The 17,525-nt window shown below is 56.8% G+C and carries 25 protein-coding genes and 2 pseudogenes; 20 read left to right on the plus strand and 7 right to left on the minus strand.

Annotation, left to right across the window (positions count from 1 at the left end; translation table 11 throughout):
• The 6 genes and pseudogenes from A3220_RS01475 to A3220_RS01500 form a co-directional block, all read left to right on the plus strand.
• A partial coding sequence (locus A3220_RS01475; protein WP_164834371.1) for a transposase occupies nt 1–709 on the plus strand: 709 nt, incomplete at its 5' end.
• Between the two features lie 267 nt (nt 710–976).
• Nucleotides 977–2,440 (plus strand): methyl-accepting chemotaxis protein, encoded by a 1,464-nt coding sequence (locus A3220_RS01480; protein WP_252860397.1) that lies wholly within the window; start codon nt 977–979, stop codon nt 2,438–2,440.
• A 30-nt stretch (nt 2,441–2,470) separates the two neighbouring features.
• Nucleotides 2,471–2,677, plus strand: a pseudogene (locus A3220_RS16680) (NAD(P)H-binding protein); the annotation flags it as partial.
• A gap of 188 nt (nt 2,678–2,865) precedes the next feature.
• Entirely contained in the window at nt 2,866–3,435 is a 570-nt protein-coding gene (locus tag A3220_RS01490; protein ID WP_062372606.1) for a DJ-1/PfpI family protein, read from the plus strand.
• Nucleotides 3,436–3,527: 92 nt separating this feature from the next.
• Nucleotides 3,528–3,920, plus strand: a complete 393-nt coding sequence (locus A3220_RS01495; RefSeq protein ID WP_062372610.1) for a ribbon-helix-helix domain-containing protein — start codon at nt 3,528–3,530, stop codon at nt 3,918–3,920.
• Between the two features lie 310 nt (nt 3,921–4,230).
• Nucleotides 4,231–4,581: a hypothetical protein gene (locus A3220_RS01500; protein WP_062372612.1), complete on the plus strand. Its 351-nt coding sequence runs from the start codon at nt 4,231–4,233 to the stop codon at nt 4,579–4,581.
• Nucleotides 4,582–4,602: 21 nt separating this feature from the next.
• On the opposite strand, the gene A3220_RS01505 is transcribed toward A3220_RS01500, so the two are convergent.
• Nucleotides 4,603–4,815 carry a DUF3820 family protein gene (locus tag A3220_RS01505; protein ID WP_054641478.1) on the minus strand — a complete coding sequence of 71 codons (213 nt, stop codon included), beginning with the start codon at nt 4,813–4,815 and terminating at the stop codon, nt 4,603–4,605.
• 188 nt (nt 4,816–5,003) lie between these two features.
• On the opposite strand from A3220_RS01505, the gene A3220_RS01510 reads away from it, so the two are divergent.
• Complete coding sequence (locus A3220_RS01510) at nt 5,004–5,228, plus strand: helix-turn-helix domain-containing protein (RefSeq protein ID WP_062372615.1); 225 nt, start codon at nt 5,004–5,006, stop codon at nt 5,226–5,228.
• A gap of 47 nt (nt 5,229–5,275) precedes the next feature.
• Here the strand turns inward: A3220_RS01510 and A3220_RS01515 are convergent, their stop codons facing one another.
• Entirely contained in the window at nt 5,276–6,151 is an 876-nt protein-coding gene (locus tag A3220_RS01515) for a LysR family transcriptional regulator (protein ID WP_062372793.1), read from the minus strand.
• A 189-nt stretch (nt 6,152–6,340) separates the two neighbouring features.
• On the opposite strand from A3220_RS01515, the gene A3220_RS01520 reads away from it, so the two are divergent.
• Entirely contained in the window at nt 6,341–6,766 is a 426-nt protein-coding gene (locus A3220_RS01520; protein ID WP_062360191.1) for a VOC family protein, read from the plus strand.
• Between the two features lie 20 nt (nt 6,767–6,786).
• Here A3220_RS01520 and A3220_RS16685 read toward each other — a convergent pair.
• Nucleotides 6,787–6,933, minus strand: a pseudogene (locus tag A3220_RS16685) (helix-turn-helix domain-containing protein); the annotation flags it as partial.
• Nucleotides 6,934–6,957: 24 nt separating this feature from the next.
• Nucleotides 6,958–7,725, minus strand: coding sequence for a class I SAM-dependent methyltransferase (locus tag A3220_RS01525; RefSeq protein ID WP_062372618.1), 768 nt, complete (start codon nt 7,723–7,725; stop codon nt 6,958–6,960).
• A gap of 215 nt (nt 7,726–7,940) precedes the next feature.
• On the opposite strand from A3220_RS01525, the gene A3220_RS01530 reads away from it, so the two are divergent.
• From A3220_RS01530 to A3220_RS01540, 4 genes are read left to right on the plus strand one after another with little or no spacing between them, the layout of a single operon-like run.
• A complete protein-coding gene (locus tag A3220_RS01530) occupies nt 7,941–8,120 on the plus strand; it encodes a hypothetical protein (RefSeq protein ID WP_062372621.1) in 180 nt (59 codons plus the stop codon).
• Nucleotides 8,117–8,848: an oxygen-insensitive NADPH nitroreductase gene (nfsA, locus tag A3220_RS01535; protein WP_062372624.1), complete on the plus strand. Its 732-nt coding sequence runs from the start codon at nt 8,117–8,119 to the stop codon at nt 8,846–8,848. The genes A3220_RS01530 and nfsA overlap by 4 nt, the downstream gene beginning before the upstream one ends.
• 11 nt (nt 8,849–8,859) lie before the next feature.
• Nucleotides 8,860–9,021: a hypothetical protein gene (locus A3220_RS17715; RefSeq protein WP_252860398.1), complete on the plus strand. Its 162-nt coding sequence runs from the start codon at nt 8,860–8,862 to the stop codon at nt 9,019–9,021.
• Between the two features lie 11 nt (nt 9,022–9,032).
• Nucleotides 9,033–9,494, plus strand: coding sequence for a hypothetical protein (locus A3220_RS01540; protein WP_252860399.1), 462 nt, complete (start codon nt 9,033–9,035; stop codon nt 9,492–9,494).
• 18 nt (nt 9,495–9,512) lie between these two features.
• Here A3220_RS01540 and A3220_RS01545 read toward each other — a convergent pair whose 3' ends face one another.
• On the minus strand, nt 9,513–10,442 hold the full coding sequence (locus A3220_RS01545; RefSeq protein ID WP_062372626.1) for a glycerophosphodiester phosphodiesterase family protein: 930 nt from the start codon (nt 10,440–10,442) through the stop codon (nt 9,513–9,515).
• Between the two features lie 195 nt (nt 10,443–10,637).
• Here A3220_RS01545 and A3220_RS16690 point away from each other — a divergent pair, with 195 nt between their 5' ends.
• A complete protein-coding gene (locus A3220_RS16690) occupies nt 10,638–11,003 on the plus strand; it encodes a hypothetical protein (protein WP_252860400.1) in 366 nt (121 codons plus the stop codon).
• Here the strand turns inward: A3220_RS16690 and A3220_RS01550 are convergent.
• Complete coding sequence (locus A3220_RS01550; protein WP_062372629.1) at nt 10,980–11,870, minus strand: LysR family transcriptional regulator; 891 nt, start codon at nt 11,868–11,870, stop codon at nt 10,980–10,982. The genes A3220_RS16690 and A3220_RS01550 overlap by 24 nt on opposite strands.
• 122 nt (nt 11,871–11,992) lie before the next feature.
• Here A3220_RS01550 and trpB point away from each other — a divergent pair, with 122 nt between their 5' ends.
• The 6 genes from trpB to A3220_RS01580 all read left to right on the plus strand — a co-directional run bounded on the left by trpB (nt 11,993) and on the right by A3220_RS01580 (nt 15,991).
• Complete coding sequence (trpB, locus tag A3220_RS01555; protein WP_062372631.1) at nt 11,993–13,210, plus strand: tryptophan synthase subunit beta; 1,218 nt, start codon at nt 11,993–11,995, stop codon at nt 13,208–13,210.
• A gap of 20 nt (nt 13,211–13,230) precedes the next feature.
• Nucleotides 13,231–14,049 carry a tryptophan synthase subunit alpha gene (gene trpA, locus A3220_RS01560; protein ID WP_062372634.1) on the plus strand — a complete coding sequence of 273 codons (819 nt, stop codon included), beginning with the start codon at nt 13,231–13,233 and terminating at the stop codon, nt 14,047–14,049.
• A gap of 112 nt (nt 14,050–14,161) precedes the next feature.
• Nucleotides 14,162–14,413 (plus strand): type II toxin-antitoxin system Phd/YefM family antitoxin, encoded by a 252-nt coding sequence (locus tag A3220_RS01565; protein ID WP_062372637.1) that lies wholly within the window; start codon nt 14,162–14,164, stop codon nt 14,411–14,413.
• The gene (locus A3220_RS01570; RefSeq protein ID WP_062372641.1) at nt 14,403–14,687 is read left to right on the plus strand and encodes a type II toxin-antitoxin system RelE/ParE family toxin; all 285 of its coding nucleotides are present in this window, start codon (nt 14,403–14,405) and stop codon (nt 14,685–14,687) included. Before A3220_RS01565 ends, A3220_RS01570 begins: the two co-directional genes overlap by 11 nt.
• 42 nt (nt 14,688–14,729) lie before the next feature.
• Entirely contained in the window at nt 14,730–15,050 is a 321-nt protein-coding gene (locus tag A3220_RS01575; RefSeq protein ID WP_062372643.1) for a hypothetical protein, read from the plus strand.
• Nucleotides 15,051–15,097: 47 nt separating this feature from the next.
• The gene (locus A3220_RS01580; protein WP_062372646.1) at nt 15,098–15,991 is read left to right on the plus strand and encodes a dihydrodipicolinate synthase family protein; all 894 of its coding nucleotides are present in this window, start codon (nt 15,098–15,100) and stop codon (nt 15,989–15,991) included.
• A 25-nt stretch (nt 15,992–16,016) separates the two neighbouring features.
• Here the strand turns inward: A3220_RS01580 and A3220_RS01585 are convergent, their stop codons facing one another.
• Complete coding sequence (locus tag A3220_RS01585; RefSeq protein ID WP_062372649.1) at nt 16,017–17,000, minus strand: putative zinc-binding metallopeptidase; 984 nt, start codon at nt 16,998–17,000, stop codon at nt 16,017–16,019.
• Nucleotides 17,001–17,154: 154 nt separating this feature from the next.
• Here A3220_RS01585 and A3220_RS01590 point away from each other — a divergent pair, with 154 nt between their 5' ends.
• On the plus strand, nt 17,155–17,490 hold the full coding sequence (locus tag A3220_RS01590) for a zinc ribbon domain-containing protein YjdM (RefSeq protein WP_062372795.1): 336 nt from the start codon (nt 17,155–17,157) through the stop codon (nt 17,488–17,490).
• Nucleotides 17,491–17,525 lie beyond the last annotated feature (35 nt).

Consider the following 17,525-nt stretch of genomic DNA (forward strand, 5'->3'; position numbering starts at 1 on the left):
AGAGCGGGACGCCACCGAGCAAGCCGCCTATCAGGAAAAGGTGGCGCGGCGGGAGGCGCAGCGCAAGGCCGGCAAGAAGCCCCGTGGGCGTGACCCCGAACCGCCCACTGGTGGCCCGCGTGACAAGGATCAGATCAATTTCACCGACCCGCAGTCGCGCATCATGCCGGTCACCGGCAAGGGGTTTGATCAGTGCTACAACGCCCAAGCCGCGGTTGATACCGAGAGTCTGCTGGTGACCCATGTCCACGTCACGCAGGCGACCAATGACAAGCAGCAAGTCATGCCGCTACTGACGGCCTGGCAAGGTTACCCGGAAACGCTGGGAAAACCTGACCACCTGCTGGGTGATACCGGCTACTTCAGTGCCAGCAATATCCAGGCCTGCCATGACCATGGTATCGAACCGCTGTTGGCGATGAAGCGAGACGTCCATCACCTTCCGGTCTTTGAACGTTTCGCCGCGGATCCGCCTGCCCCGGAGAGCGAGGACCCCGTCGAACAGATGGCACACCGCTTGAAGACGCAGGCGGGCCGAGCGCTCTACGCATTGCGCAAACATACCGTGGAGCCGGTCTTCGGGATCATCAAACACGTGATGGGGTTCCGGCAGTTCTCGCTACGCGGACTGGATAAGGTCAGCGGCGAGTGGCGATTGGCCACCATGGCGTGGAATATCAAGCGGATGCACCGGTTGACGGCGGGCTGAGGGCTCGCCGCGCCCAACCGGCCAGCAGGCAAGGCGTCAGAACCGCCTTGCAGAAGCTGAGGGGCAGGTTAAGAGCCACACAACAGCACCAACACCAACACAGGGGGGGTGAAGAACCCACGCCTCAGCTCATCCATTAACCTCAAGTCCGACAGACTGCTAGTAGAAGCTTGGCGGCAGGAGGGAACAACTACACTGCCGACGCGGTTATTAGATGACATCTTTAGCGCGCAGGTGGATGTCGGGCGGCTAAGTAGCAACGCGCGTATGGCGGTTGCCACTCTTGCAGACCTAGGGCGTCAAATGATGCAGGTTGATAGCGTTGATGCGCTGGTTAACCTGCGCAGTAACCAAATTTCTCAGCAAGTCTCGCTAGCGCGCCAATCACTTGCTGCCATCGCAACTGCGCCGGACACCACGTTTGTACAGCGCGAAATGATTAAGCGGCTTGATGCGGTCATCGTCGAGCTGAACGGCCTGATGGTGGAAGATGCTGACTCAGTTTACGCCCTACGCCAGCAGCAGCTGACGTTAGGTGCCCAATTGCAAGCAGCTCTGGTGAATGTTGCCCAGGCCACCATGCAAATGCGTAATGCGCTCAGTGATATTGAAGCTTACACGGTAGAGAAGGCAGCAAGTGCCAGCGATGAAGCCCAAACCCTGGCTAACGCAGGTCGTACGCTGCTGATTTTGGTAACGTTAGGCGTCATCGTAGTATTGGCCATCTTCGGCTGGCGCACCCTCGTGCGTGTGCTGGGCCCACTAGTGGCCATGCGCCGTCAGATGGAGAACATCAGCGGCGCTGCCGGTGAAAATGCCGACTTATCCATGCGCTTAGCCCTAGAGCGTAATGATGAGGTCGGGCAAGCGGCCCAGGCATTTAACCGAATGATGGATACCTTTGAAGGCATGGTGGCGAGAATTCGTGAAAGCGCCGAAGCCATTGCCGCGAGCAGCCGTCAGATTGCCGCCGGTAATGAAAACCTTTCCCAGCGGACCGATCAGCAGGCGGCATCGCTGGCTGAAACGGCCTCTAGCCTGGAGCAGATAACCGCCACGGTAAAACAGACCGCTGACTACGCCGACCAAGCTAAAGGTGTCAGCGGTAGTGTGGATGAGCGAGCGCGTTCAGCGGGCGATGTTGCCAAGCGCACCACTGCTGCCATGAGCGATATCCGGCAGGCGAGCGAAAAGATTACCTCTATTATCAAAGCCATTGATGATATCGCCTTCCAAACGAACCTTCTGGCATTGAACGCTTCGGTAGAAGCCGCCCGGGCAGGAGAGCAGGGGCGTGGTTTCGCGGTGGTTGCCCAGGAGGTACGTAAACTAGCAGGGCGCAGTGCGGAAGAGGCGGCGCAAATTCGCCACCTAGTAGATGACAGCGTGAAAAAAGTGAGTGAAGGCGAACAACTGGTAAATGCCTCCAGCCACCACTTGCAGGAGATCATCGACAGCCTATCCGAAGTGACTCGCTACGTAACGGAAATTGCCGGAGCGACCAAAGAGCAGTCGGCGGGTATCGACCAGATTAACCAAGCGATCTCGCAGTTGGATCAGGTCACGCACCAAAATGCCCGCTTGGTACAAGAAGCCTCTACAGCTAGTCAGACCTTGGACGATCGCGCAGGCGATATGCACACGCTGGTCAGCCGCTTCCACGTGAGTCACAGCCCTGGACAGCATCAGGCTGCGCTGCCTGCGAAGCAGGATACCGCCCGCCTGACCTGATCGAAAGCTTGAACCTTTCGTCATAGCGATGTCTCCTATGTAATTCTAAAACCAGGCCGCCTCACTGATGATGCGCCGACCCATAAGTTTGCCAGTACCGTCGAAGAAGCGGGGGATAACCAAATCTCTCGGGCCAACGTGGCCTATGCATTGCTACGTGTGGTGCAAACCCCTGGCCTCATCAATCAAGAAGTCACGCTGCTTGATGGCCAGCGGCCTATCGACGCGCTGCTGTAGCGCTAGTTGTTTTAGCGCTAAGTGATCATAAGCCCGCTGGTTCTCAACGGGCTTTTTTTTTGTGCTGAGTGAAATCATTGCTAGGTGTAGTAAGGGCGTACTACCCGACTGAGCACAGCGCTTGCTAGTCTCAATAAACACGCCCATTGCGTGTGCTCCACCTCGACACAATCACAAGGAGAACGGAGATGAGCAGCAAACGTATTTTAATGATTACCGGTGATTTCACAGAAGATTACGAAACCATGGTGCCCTTTCAGGCGCTGATGGCGGTGGGGCACCAAGTCGATGCGGTATGCCCCGGTAAAGCCTCGGGGGATACGGTTGCCACTGCGATCCACGATTTCGAAGGCGACCAGACCTACAGCGAGAAACCCGGGCACCGGTTTGCGCTAAATGCAGATTTCGCCAGCATCAATCCGGCCGATTACGACGCCCTGGTCGTGCCCGGTGGCAGGGCACCTGAGTATCTGCGGCTCAATCAAGAAGTGCTCGCCATGGTGAGGCACTTCTTTGATACCCAAAAACCGGTCGCTGCCATCTGCCATGGCGCCCAGCTGCTGGCCGCTGCCAAGGTGCTGGAGGGTAAACAGTGCTCGGCTTATCCCGCATGCCAGCCGGAAGTCGAGCTCGCTGGCGGGCAGTTCGCCAACTTGGAAGTCACCGATGCCGTTACCGATGGCAATCTTGTGACTGCCCCTGCATGGCCCGCCCATCCAGCTTGGCTGGCGCAGTTTATGGCGCTATTGAACAAGTAAAGCGAAGGAGCGCGCCCGCTTGTTGGGCGCGCATTACATCAACCGCTATGCTGAGCTCATACAATGGGCGCAAGTAAGTGCAAGGGGGCGTTATGTGCAAACTGTTTATTGATGCTGACCCAGAGCTGTGGCGAAGCGCTACGCACTCGCTGCGCATCGACGGGATGGTGACCAGCGTGCGAATGGAGAACTACTTCTGGCGGCTGCTAGAAGAAATCGCCCAGCGCGATGGTATGAACACCGCACAAATGATCACCCGGCTTTACCATGAGTCGATTGATGCCGGGCACGACTTGGGAAATTTCACGTCGTTTTTGCGCGTATGCGCATTGCGCTACCAAGCCCTACAGCTCAGCGGCGATATACCGCCAAGCGTGACAGTGCCCATCGGCGAGCTGGATGCGCAGAAAATTCTTTCCCGTGAAAGCACGTTGCGTGATATCACTTTGAGTGAGCGCGCGCTGCATAAAAAACACGTTCACTAGTGTCGGTATGTTGCGGTTACTCCAACCGCTCGCGCAGCGCAATAAATGCTGGAGGGTTTGGGTGTCGGTGGTGATGTCATGAATCACCGGGGCCTGCTGGGCGCGCTGCCACTAGCGCCAGCACACTGAACCACGTCAGCACCTTGGGCCAGCGGCTTTTATGGCGTTGCTGGTGGAGTTTATCGGCCATGTTTCCCCCTTGCGTTTTTGTGAGCACCGTTTGAAATAACAGACATTGGCCACCGCATAGCCAGCGATATGGTAGCGTGGCTATTTTCTGGCCTGATACCCGAACGTAAGAGTAACCCTGATGAGCCATTCCCATGCCACTTCGCCCTTAGCGGCTCCCATACGCGCACTGTTAACCCAGGCCCCGGCCAGCGCGCTGCCCATGACCTATCAGCAGGTAGCCAACACCCTAGGGCTGACGCCACCGCGTACCATTGCACGGGTGGCCCAAGCGCTTGAACAGTTAATGGAAGAGGATGTAGCCGCCGGGCGGCCAATGATCGCCGCGCTGGTTATCAGCCGTCGAGGAGAGGATTTACCGGCCAGCGGCTTTTTTGAAAAAGCCGTTGCACTAGGCCGGTTTCCAAGTGCCCCAGCGCAGCATAGCGCCCGCTATGCTGAAGAGCGCGAGCAGGCGCTGCGTGCCCGCTAGTGGGCGCGTGATTCGCTTTCGTTAGCGCTGGCGCAGCGGTGTTAACAGGTCGCTTAAACCGTTATGGTCAATTTCATGCATCAGTTGCAGCAGTTGACCAATCTCCCCGTTGGGAAAACCTTCCCGGGCAAACCAGTTCAGGTAGGGGCCCGGCAAATCAGCAATAATCCAGCCTTCATATTTGCCAAAGGGCATCTTTCGCGTCACCAAGGTCTCCAAATCTTCTGGTTTCATGCGTTAATTCCTTTCATTCTCATTTAAGATTTCTTTTATGTTCCCGTCATCGTGGTCTTTGTTAGACTTTCGTCGAATTTTTTTACCAAGCAGCGCGTAAAGCATCGCCCAGTTGGGCGGGGATACAAGCGCGCACCGCGTAGCGGTGCCGGATTGATTTCGCCTCACTACCCTGATGTTTATACAGCATGACAAAGCGTGCCTACAAAGAACGGTTCTACCCCACCTCCGAACAGGCTGAGCTGCTGAACGACGTGCGTGCCTACACGGCAGAAACGCTACAGTTGGATGAGCCTATGAATCTGCCTGCCGATAGCGTTGAGCAGAGCGATGTTCAAGACGAAGCAGAGGCCAATGAACAGCCTAAAGAAGCGTCCAGCACCACGGAAGAAGAGAGCACCACCGAGGCGTAAGCCATGCGTGTGATGTGCTTTCCAACGCCAGCCACCGGGCTGGCGTTTTAGTGTGTAGCGGTAGCTACTTGCGTCAGCAGGGCGGCCAGTGCCAGAGCCGGTTCACTTAGCTGGCCGCTGGCGCGGTGAACGATGCCGATATCGCGATGGAAGGTGTGCTCTTTCAAATCGATGGCGCGCACTCCGGCAGGCCAGCGCCGGATGGCGCTTGGCTGCGGCACCAGCGCCACCCCCACGCCGTTGGTCACCAGCTGCACGATCGCTTCTAGTTCGTCTACCTCACACACGTCCCGCACTTGGCAGTGGTTGTCTCTTAAAAAGCGATCAACCTGGCGGCCGCCAAACGACGCGCGGTCATAGCGCACAAACGGCTGGCTGGAGAGTAACTCACGCCAATCGTTACCGGCCATTTGGCGGGGCACCAGTAACCGAAACGGCTCATGGGCAAGGGGCTGCCAGCGTAGGTCGCTGTGCAGCGAAAAAGGCGGACGAATGATCACCGCCATATCCAGCTCCCCCGCATCTACCTGATTCATTAGCGCAAGCGAAAGCCCCGGCACTACCCGGGTGCGGCACTCGGAAAACTGGCGGTGAAAGCGCGCCAATACGTTTGGCAAAAGCGAGCGCTGAATGGAAGCAATCGCCCCTAAGGTGACGCGAGTAGCGACCTCCTGCCCGGCGGATGACGCCCCCAAGGTGCCGTACAACGCTAGCAGTGCCTGCGCCTGCTGCAGCGTCTCTTGCCCGCGCTGGGTAAGTACTGCCGCACGGCCGCTGCGCTCGAATAGTGCCACGCCAAGCTCCGCTTCCAAACGCTTCATCTGCGCGCTGACGGCGGCTTGCGTTAGGCCAATGCGCTGGCCTGCGGCGGCAAAGGTGCCGTGCTGAGCCACGGCGATGAGCGTTTTAAGTTCGCGAATCATGGTCGATGGATCTTTAAATTCATCAATAAAAATTGTCAATGCATCAAAAAACAATTGATTTTATTTTTGCATAACGCCTTTTAGGATAGTGACACGGTGGTAGCGCAACGCGCTAGCCATTCACAAATACATTTCTAACGACATTCCCAGCGACATTCCTCAACAACAGCAACACACCAGGAGATTTCCATGAGCCTTTCCCCTTTCCACTTAGCGATTCCTGTGTACGACGTTGCCTTGGCGCGTACTTTTTACAATGACGTGTTTGGTCTGGAAGAGGGCCGCTCCAGCGACCATTGGGTAGACTTCAACTTCTTCGGCCATCAGTTGGTGATTCATGAGCACCCCAAAACGCCCGGCCAAGAGAGCGCCCACACCAACCCGGTGGATGGTCACAACGTGCCGGTACCGCACTTCGGGGTAATTCTTGAGTGGGATGAGTGGGAAGCCCTGGCCGCGCGCCTAAAAGAGCGCGATACCGACTTTATCATTGAGCCTTACATCCGCTTTAAAGGCGAAGTAGGCGAGCAGGCGACCATGTTCCTGCTAGACCCTTGCGGTAATGCGCTAGAGTTCAAAGCTTTCCAAGATAAGAGTCAAATCTTCGCCAAATAAGCTTGGCTCGCCAGGAGCCATCAGGCGCGCAGCGCCTGCTCCTGGCGGCGATGCTGCAGCGGCGACTCGCCAAAGTAGCGCTTATAGTCCCGGCTGAACTGCGGCACGCTGCGGTAGCCAACTGCCAGCGCCGCTTGGTTCACATTGTGACTATCTTGCAACAGCAAAGAGAGAGGTCAAGAAGGGCCAGATTAAGTGTGGGCAACCACCCGGATGCGCACATAATCCGCTGTCCAGTTACCTTGGCCGTCGCTTAGGCTGTGGGCCAACAGATTCAGCGTGTTATCGAAAATAGCGTCTTTCAGATCATCTTCCAGCCCGTGGAAGAAGGGGCTGGCAAACGTCTCTAGCCAGCTCGCCATGCCATTAGGCAGCGGCGTTGGGCGGGGGATGAGTTCAATGCTATCCACACGGAAGCCAACCGTTTGAAGCAGGTTGCCATACTCCTTGGTGGTTGGAAAATACCAAGGGTGGCGGCCTTTAGAGCTAATGCCGCGAAACTGCAGCGAGGCAATGAGCGCAGTGCAAATGGCGGCCACGTTGCCATGGCCGCCAAATTCCGCTACGAAACGCCCGCCGGGTTTCAGTGCCCGTTTTACTCCGGCCAGCACTGCTTGAGGGTCCAGCATCCAGTGCAGTGCTGCATTGCTAAATACCGCATCGAACTCATGGTCAAAGGGCAACTGGTGACCGTCAATGATTCGTGCCGTTACGCCACGTTTTTGGGCGGCGGCCACCATATCAGCAGAGGCATCGATACCCAGTACATCGGCACCTAGCTGCATAATGCGCTCAGTTAATGCACCTTCGCCGCAGCCAAGATCCAGAATGCGCTGCCCTGGCTGGGGCGAGAGCAGCTTGACCACGTCATGGCCAAGATCAGGAACAAAGCTGGCATGTTCCGCGTACCGGTCGGCATTCCATGCCTGACCTGACGGGGAGTGAGAGGCGTTTGACATATCGGCTTCCTAGCATCGTTATTGGACTCAGTGGGTTATTAGCAGTATAGCGAGCGTTCACTTTCACGCGTGCAACATCACGTAAAAATTCTTTAACCACCGTACGTTAACAACTCAGTGTTAACCAAATTGACCGTCTACCCAAGTGTAGACAATACGGTTACGCTGATGACTTATCAGGGAGAGAGTAACCATGAGCCAGCATCATCAAGCGGATGATAATTTTGAAGGTGGGGAAGAGCACGGCGAAGGTATGGATCATTATTATCGTCACCTATGTCATGGCGATTGGTGAGTTTACCCACATCATCGTCGGCACCAGTGAAGCGCTGTATCTGGAGTTCGATGGTCATATTTCTTGGTACGACAAAGCACTGAAGAGGAAAATGTTATGAATGACGTGATTAAGCTACTGAATTCCCACCGTTCGATTCGTAAATTCACTGATCAAGAGATCCCCCGTGGCCTGCTGCTGGAGCTGATTCAAGCAGGGCAGGCCGCTGCCACGTCTAGCCATGTGCAGGCGTACACGGTGATTCATGTGAAAAATCCGGATAACCGTGAAGCCATCGCCGAGCTGGCTGGTGGACAAGGCTATGTTGCTAGCAGCGCGGCATTCTTGGTGTTCTGTGCCGATATGAAGCGCCCAACAGAAGCTTCCGCCCGCACGGGCGCCAACGTTGAGCGCGGTATGACGGAACAGCTGCTTGTCGCCACGGTGGATACCGCGCTCATGGCACAAAATGTGGCCATAGCTGCCGAATCGGAAGGGCTGGGTATTTGCTATATCGGCGGCATTCGTAACAACCCAGATGCGGTGAGCGAACTACTACGTCTGCCTGCTCATGTTTACCCAGTGTTTGGTATGTGTCTTGGGTACCCCGCCCACCAGCCGGAGGTGAAGCCGCGACTGCCCGTTGAAGCGATTCTTAAAGAGGACTACTACACTGATGATAGTGACCATGTAGCCGCCTTTGACGACACCATGCAGGCGTACTATCAATCTCGTAGTAGCGGCAATAAAAATAGTGATTGGTCGCACAATCTAACCCCTCTGTTTGATAGCAAGCTGCGCCCCCATATGCGTGATTTCTTGGTGAAACGCGGCTTTACCATGAAATAAGGAGTCATCCTATGTCCCTTCAGCGTGCCTACGTTCTACTGGCCGGGCTTTATAGCCTGCTACCTGTGATAGGTATCGTGGCCGTGTTTTCCGGCGGCGGAACGCCTCTTGCCATGGCATACCTCTTTTGTTGGTGCCTTGGGCGTGGTCGGGCTGTGGGGGTATGGTTTTAAAGCGCAGTGTCATGAGTCAGCGTATGTGGCGGCCGTTGGCAGGGGTGTTTGTGGTGTGTAGCGTGGTACAGCTAGTCATTATGCTGACCATGCCTGTTTCTGGTGTTTTACTGACTTGGATGCTCACCAGCAGTATCTTCGCCATGCTACTGGCGGTGCTGCTTTACCATTATGGCAACCGCGACCAGCCGCTGTGGGCGACTGATGAAGAGCGTTCTACCGCGCAAAGGCTTGCAACAATGCTCGAGACTAAAGCGACGGTGACCGCCGTACACCGAGAGCTTGGCCATGAAAATAGCGTTAATGTGGCTAAGGTAGGCAGTGCCTACCACGCTCGGATAACGCGCCGCTCAGAGAGTGGGCAGGAAACCTTTGAAAGGCGCTTTCGGCATCCTGAAACCCTGGTGTTTTTTGTAGAGAAATTCGCCAGCGTGACACCGCAGGAGTTCACCTCCTCCGGTGCGACCTCCTAAAGGTATCAATGCGGGTGATTACTCTACTAACTCAAGCAGGCGGTCGGGGTAGTCGGTAAACAGGCCGTTCGCCCCCAGCGCCATTAAACGCTGCATCTCATCTGGTTCATTGATGGTGTAGACGTGTACCGGCAGGCCATTAGCTTGGGCCTGGCGAATAAAGGCCGCATCAATCACTTCGTTGCCCTGATAGGTCGCGTTGGTGCCAATCCCTGCTGCATACTCGGCAATGGCCTGAAAGTCAGCGTCGTTAATCTCACTTGGCCCTGGAGTAGTGTTTTGCCACTCCACCAACTGTTCGCTGTTTTGCTCGCTAGGTGAGTACCACAGCAGCTGAATTAACGGCAGGTTAGGGTTGAGCGCCTGTAGTTTGAGCAGGCTTTGCTGGTCAAACGACTGCACCAATACTCGGCCTTCATTAATCATATCGTAGGCTTCAAGACGCTCCACCAATGCCTCTTCCAAGCCAGGGTTGAGGTCAGGGGATTTTGTTTCGATGTAATAACGCGTCGTTTGACCAAAGTGGTCGAACAGCTCGTTAAGCGTCAGGATCTGCGTGCCGGAAAAATCCGCATCTGCATACTCGGGATTCGCTTCGTGAAACCACGAGCCGGTATCCAGCGCTTTTAACTCAGCCAGGGTGTAATCATGGATATGGCCTTTGCCATCGCTGGTGCGTTCAAGGGTGTCATCGTGGAAGATCACCACCTCGCCATCAGCGCTTAGCTGAGCATCCAGCTCCAGATAATCCACGCCCCACTTATGGGCCAGCTCGTAGGCCGCTAATGTGCTTTCCGGCGCATGCCCGCTTGCTCCGCGATGGGCAATCACTTGGAAATTTTTCAAGTCGTTAAGCTGCTGAGTAAGCGGTGTATCGTTCGCCGCTACGGCAGTGGTAGACGAAGCCGCTAATAGCGTTAGCGTCGTTATCAATGAATAGCGCAACATAATAACACCTTGATAGATAAAGCCATGTAAGACCTTACCAGCCTAACATGACAAACGCACGCTCTACTGAACCACTTTGAATTGCACCGTGAGCCTCATAGGACGCTTGTTCGGATCATTAGCTTCGTTATAGCTAGTGCCCGGGGGCAAGGCTTCACTTAATATCAACTAAGCTGAACCCAGGTCCTCAAGAGGTTGCTCCATGAACCACAAAGAACACCACCGCTCTCATCGTGCTGGCAGGATGACAGCTGCGTCTCGTTTGATGACCCGGACGATGTCAACGTGCCCCAATACTTCGTGGGCTACCCCTTCGATGGCCACGACGCCACCGTGGGCAACGGCACCATGACCGCCTTTCAGTTCACCGACATCAAAGAGGTCGACACGCTGCATCACCTCGCCCTGGAAAGCGGCGGAAGCGACGAAGGCGCACCGGGCTTTCGGCCGCAGTACGGAGAAGGCTTTTATGCCGCCTACGTGCGACCCGGATGGCAACAAGTTGGCGTTTGTGGTGTACCCACACCGAGTAGGGCTTTAACCTTCCAATTCCTTGCGTAACCAATCAGCCAGCGATTCGCTGCGGCGGGCGTTGGCGTGTTTGGGCAGCCACAGGCAGAGCCTGGCCGGGGTTTCGATGCTGCCCCAAGGGGCGACAAGTCGTCCGCTTTTCAGATCATCTTCTACGAGTAGCTTCGGGGCGATGGCGACCCCTAGGCCCGCCACGGCAGCTTCTATGAGGTAGTACAGGTGCGCAAAGCCTTGGCCCTGTTGGAGGGCTGTTTTCAATGCGGCGGTTTCCAGCCCTTGGGCGTCTGCCCACTGGGGCCACGCTTGGGGGCGTGAGGCGGTATAAAGCAGTTTGTTGGTAAACAGCGATGCGGGATGAGAGGTATGGCACGCATCCGCCAAACGTGGGCTGGCCACGGCGCAAATTTCCTCAGACATCAGCTCAATCAGCTCGCCCTCGTCAGGCCACGGTGGCTCGAAAAAGGCCAGTGTTGCGCTGGTCTCCGGCTGGCCGGGCTGCTCGGAATCGCTCACCACCACCTGAAGTTTTAGCTCCGGCAGCGCCTGGTTTAAGCGGTCTAAACGGGGAATCAGCCAGCGGGCCAGCAGGCTGCCGGGGCAGGCCAGGGTAAACGGTGCTTCTTCCACCTCATGCTTGAGCCGGGTGCAACTATCCCTGAGCTTGGCGAAGGCTTCCCCCACGCCGTTTTGCAATTGCTCTCCGTGGTGAGTGAGTACTAGCCCCCGCCCGGCTTTGGTGAACAGTGCTACGCCAAAATGCTCATCCAGGCTCTTTAGCTGTCGGCTTACCGCACCGTGGGTCACGCTTAGCTCATCGGCGGCGGCGGTTACGCTGCCTAGCCGGGCGGTGGCTTCAAAGGCGCGCAGGGCGCTTAAGGGCGGCAGGCTGTGTTGCATGGATGTCTCTTTCAATAGTTGCGTAAAACTCACAGGTTGGTGCCATCTTATCGATTTTTCTTCCCGCCTGCCTGCGCTAACGTCATCACAACCCTAAATCGCCCCAAAACGCAGAGGTCGTGATGAATAAACCTTTAAGCCTACCCGATGCCAACGGGCTGTTTGGCAGTTTCGGTGGCCGCTTTGTCGCTGAAACCCTAATGCCGCTGATTCTTGAACTGCAGGATGAGTACGCCACCGCCAAAAACGACCCTGAATTTCAGCGCCAGCTCGCCTATTTTCAGGGCGACTACGTCGGCCGCCCCAGCCCTCTCTACTTTGCCGAGCGGCTCACCGAGCACTTCGGCGGCGCGAGCATTTACCTCAAGCGTGAAGAGCTAAACCACACCGGCGCACACAAGATTAACAACTGCATTGGTCAAGTATTGTTGGCCAAGCAAATGGGCAAAAAGCGCATCATCGCGGAAACCGGCGCAGGCATGCACGGCGTTGCCACCGCTACCGTGGCTGCGCGTTTTGGTTTGCCCTGCGTGATTTACATGGGCGCCACCGACATCGAACGCCAGCAGCCCAACGTATTCCGCATGAAACTGTTAGGGGCGGAAGTAATCCCCGTCACTTCAGGCACCGGCACGCTGAAAGATGCCATGAACGAAGCGCTGCGCGATTGGGTAACGAATGTCGACGACACCTTCTATATCATTGGCACCGTGGCAGGCCCGCACCCTTACCCGGCGATGGTGCGCGATTTTCAAGCGGTGATTGGTCATGAAACCCGCGCTCAGATGCTCGAAAAACAGGGCCGTTTGCCGGACTCCCTGGTGGCTTGCATTGGTGGCGGCTCCAATGCGATGGGGCTGTTTCACCCCTTCCTGAATGACGCCGATGTGAAGATGATTGGCGTGGAAGCAGGCGGCAAAGGCGTCAACAGCGGCCTACATGCTGCCAGCCTGAACGGCGGCACCCCCGGCGTGCTGCACGGCAACCGCACCTACCTGCTGCAAAACGAAGATGGTCAGATTATCGACGCTCACTCGATTTCCGCAGGGCTGGACTACCCCGGCATCGGCCCCGAGCACGCTTGGCTGCACGAGCAAGGGCGGGTCGAGTACGTTTCCGCCACCGATGACGAAGCGCTGGAAGCATTCCAAATCTGCTGCCGCCAAGAGGGCATCATCCCCGCGCTAGAAACTGCCCACGCCCTGGCTGAAGTGGCTAAGCGCGCGCCGACACTTCCCCGCGAGCACCTGATGGTGGTCAACCTCAGTGGCCGTGGCGATAAAGACATGATGAGCGTGGCCCATCATCTGGGGGATAAGTTCGGAGTAAAAAACGTATGAGCGCGATACAGGAGAACGACATGACTAACACCTCTCGTCTTGAACACTGCTTTACCGCGCTCAAACAGCAAAACCGTCCGGCGCTGGTCAGCTACCTCACCGCTGGCGACCCGGATGCCAAGACCTCTCGCCGCCTGCTGCACGGGTTGCCGGAAGCAGGCGTGGATATCATTGAACTCGGCATGCCGTTCAGCGACCCCATGGCCGATGGCCCCGCCATTCAAAAAGCCGCCCTGCGCGCGCTGGAAAACGGCCAGACCCAAGCCAAAACGCTGGAGATGGTGCGCCAGTTCCGTGAACAAAACAGCACCACCCCCATCGTGCTGATGGGCTACTACAACCCGATATACTGCTACGGCGTCGAGCGTTTTCTCACCGATGCCGCCAAGGCCGGGGTAGACGGGCTGATCGTGGTAGATCTACCGCCCGAACACGACGAAGAGCTGTGCCAGCCTGCCGCCCAGCACGGCATCGATTTTATCCGCCTCGCCACGCCCACCACCGATGCCAAGCGCCTGCCCAAAGTGCTGGCCAACGCTTCCGGGTTTATCTACTACGTTTCCGTGGCGGGGGTGACGGGCGGCAGCGCCCCCACACCGGAGCGTTTAGAAAGCGCCGTTAATCAGCTGCGCGAACACACGCCGCTGCCCATCGCCGTAGGCTTTGGTATCCGCACCGCCGAACAGGCCGCCACCATTGGCCGCTTCAGCGACGCCGTGGTAGTAGGTTCTGCGCTGGTAGACTGCATCGAACACGCCAGCAGCGGTGATGACGCCGTGACGCGGGTGCATGGGCTGGTGAAAGAACTGGCGGAGAGTGTGAGAGGGTGTAGACATTAGGCATCGCATCGTTGAGCAGTGAATGTAAACAGCGAACGCTTGGAGTAGTTGCAAAAAAAGAGCTAATATTAGGGCTAGAAAAGGAGCTTTTTTATGGCTTCAGGAGGTTTCCATGCACCAAGTATTAGCTAACTTTTCGGTCAGTATTTCTGAGCTAAAGAAAAACCCTTCGGCACTGCTGAGCCAGGCAAGCGGTGCCCCCATTGCTGTGTTGAATCACAACAAGCCCGCCGCTTACCTTGTCCCTGTAGAAACTTATGAGGCGATGATGGAGATGCTGGAAGACTACGAGCTGGCCAAGCTAGTGGAAGAGCGTCGCGCCGATAAAGACAAGGCCGTCACGGTATCACTGGATGACCTATAAGCTACGCTTTTTGCCCGCGGCCTTGAAAGAGTGGGAAAAGCTTAGCCCACCCGTCAAACAACAGTTCAAAAAGAAGCTGGCTGAAAGGCTAGAAACCCCTCGTGTGCCTGCCGATAAACTCAGTGGTTTCGATGCCTGCTATAAAATAAAGCTTCGAAGCGTAGGCTATCGTCTGGTCTATGAAGTAGTGGATGATGAACTGTTTATCTACGTTATTGCTGTGGGTAAGCGTGACAAAGGCAAAGTCTACGCGTCGCTAAAGCGCCGGATATAATCCATCACTTATCGTGCAAATGACCACAAACAGAGGCAAATAATGGGCAAACTCTTTTCATTGCTGGTACTGCTAGGGCTGGGCTACGCAGGACTCTATGTCTACTACGGCGTGGTGGTTGAGAAGGGAGTCGAGGAGCAGTTAGAAGCCCGTGGGCTGTCATCGTTGAGTGTGGATAACGTCGAGTACGATTGGCTGGCCCCAGTGAGTGACAGCGCCCATGTTGCCGTCACGCTTGGCTACCGTGGCTCTCAAGCAGCGGTCAACATGCAGCTACAAGGCCACCCGCTGTTTTCTGATGAGGTCACGGTACAGCTCGATAGCCTGCAAGCGCTGCGCTTGGGCCTTAGCTTTGGGCAGTAGTCTTGAGTAGCCGCCTCGTGCAATAACCCCCCTAAAAGGACACCCCCATGTTTACCGGCCTGAGTGCGTTTCCGTTAACCCCCATGAATGAGCAAGGCATCAACGAGCAGGAATTTATCCAGCTAGTGGCGCGCTTGGCGCAGGCGCAGGTGGATTCCATCGGCGTGCTGGGTTCTACCGGTAGCTACGCTTATTTAAGCGTGGAAGAGCGGGCGCGGGTGGCCAAGCTGAGTGTGGAGAGTGCGGCGGGGGTGCCGGTGGTGGTGGGCATTGGCGCGCTGCGCACCCGCGATGTGCTGGCCAATGCCGAGCACGCACAGCAGGCTGGGGCTGGCGGCCTGCTATTAGCGCCTGTTTCGTACCAAAAGCTGACCGATGACGACGTGTTTAACCTGTTCAGCACCATTAGCCACGCCATCAGCGTGCCGCTATGTGTGTACGACAACCCCGGCACCACCCACTTTACGTTCAGCGACGAGCTGCACGGGCGCATTGCCGAGTTGCCCCAGGTGCGCTCAATTAAAATTCCGCCAGTGCCCAATAACCTAGAAGACGCCAAAGCCCGCGTGGCGCGGCTGCGGGCGCTGATTCCTGATGATGTAACCATCGGCATCAGCGGCGACCCCGCCGCCGCGACGGGCCTGTTGGCAGGCTGCGAGGCGTGGTATTCGGTGATGGGCGGGCTCTACCCAGAATTAGCGCTGGCGCTAACACGCGCCGCCCGAGCGGGCGACGCTGAACAGGCTCAAGCCCGCTCAGACGCCTTAGCACCGCTATGGGCGCTGTATCACGACTATGGCGGCAGCCTGCGGGTGGCAGCGACCATTGCCGAACTCACCGGTCGCGCTAGCGCACCTTGCCTGCCCCAGCCGCTGAACACCCTGCAAGGGGAAGCTCGTCAACGGGTGGCAGCGGTGATCGAGGCACTGGACCTTCACTAAATCGCATCAAGCAAAGCGCACGTGGCTAAAGCCCTTGCGCACCGCGCCGCAGCCAGTTGTGAACAAACTCCAGCTTGCGCAGCGCCACTTCGGAAAGCACAAACGGGTAGAGATCCGACAGCCCCATCGAACGGTTTACATGGTTCACGCCTGCCACTAAGGATGCCGCAATATGAATCAGCCGCTCTGAATCCGGTTCAGCGTAGGCATCCCAATTATGGTCATTCGGTAGCACGGGCGAGGTCATGCCCGACGACACAAAGCTATCGGTGATATCGGTTAAGTGCAGCAGGTGCGAGGTGGTTTCCGCCCAATCCTCGTGGGGGTGGGAAGACGCATAGGTGGAGAGAAACCGCGTGTGCCAATCCGCAGGCGGGCCGTTTTGGTAGTGGCGCTGCAAGGCCGCCGGGTAATCTTCCCGCTCATCGCCAAACATCTCGCGGAAGGCATCCAGAAAATCCTTCCGCAAGCTAAGGCGCCACCACAGCATATGAGCAATTTCATGGCGCATATGGCCAATCATGGTGCGGTAAGGCTCATCCAACGCCTCTTTGCGGGTGGTGCGCAGCACGGCATCGGCCTCCGCCACGCTAATGGTCACCACGCCACCCACGTGCCCCATTGGCACTGGGGTATCGCCTTCCGCCAGCATATGAAATACCGGCGGCGCGCCGGGGTTTTCCGGGCGAAACCAGTGCCAGCGGCCTAGGTTATCAATTACCCAGCGCTTGGCTGCCTCGGTTTGCGCCCAGTTGGGTATCGCATCGGAAATGGCAGGGTCCGGGGCTAGGGCGGTCATCGCGCAGGCGCGGCAGAACTCGCCATGCTTGGGGGCAATCCAGTTACAGCCAATCACTTCATGATTGGCACAGAAGGGCGGCATGGGAATAAACGCCCGTGCCTGGGGGTCGTAAGCCACCGGCACACCATCCGCCGTGACCAAATTATCGAACCAGAGTGAACCGGCACCGACCGGATTAGAAAAACGCGCATAGGTCGGGTATCTCAAGAGAAACGAAGCTTCAGTCTAGGAGCCGAGGCCCGGTTACGTCCAACGGCGATTGCAGTGCACGGCCGTTAATGAAACGCGTAGAGCAGTCGCCAAGGCCGCCCTGGCTGAGTATCATCACCCGCTCATTGACTATAGAAAGAAGCCACTGCTTATGCCTTGTCCGCCATGCCCCCGCTGCCAGTCGGAATTTGTTTACCAAGACCAGAGCCTGTTCATCTGCCCCGAATGCGCCCACGAATGGAACCCTGAAGAAGCCGCCGCCGAAGAGGCCGTGAACGTGGAAGATGCCAACGGCACGCCGCTCGCCGAAGGCGACAAGGTCACGCTGATCAAAGACCTCAAGGTCAAAGGCAGCTCCCAAGTGCTCAAGATCGGCACCAAAGCCGTCATCAAACGGCTAAAAGAGGGCAAAGACCACCAGCTAGACTGCAAAGTAGACGGCGCAGGCGACATGATGGTGACTGCACAGTTTGTGAAAAAGGCCTGAAGCAGTCGTCCTGTCTTATTAGCTGTACAGGTTTG

This window comes from Halomonas sp. KX33721 (assembly GCF_001596805.1).
Lineage (GTDB): Bacteria > Pseudomonadota > Gammaproteobacteria > Pseudomonadales > Halomonadaceae > Vreelandella > Vreelandella aquamarina.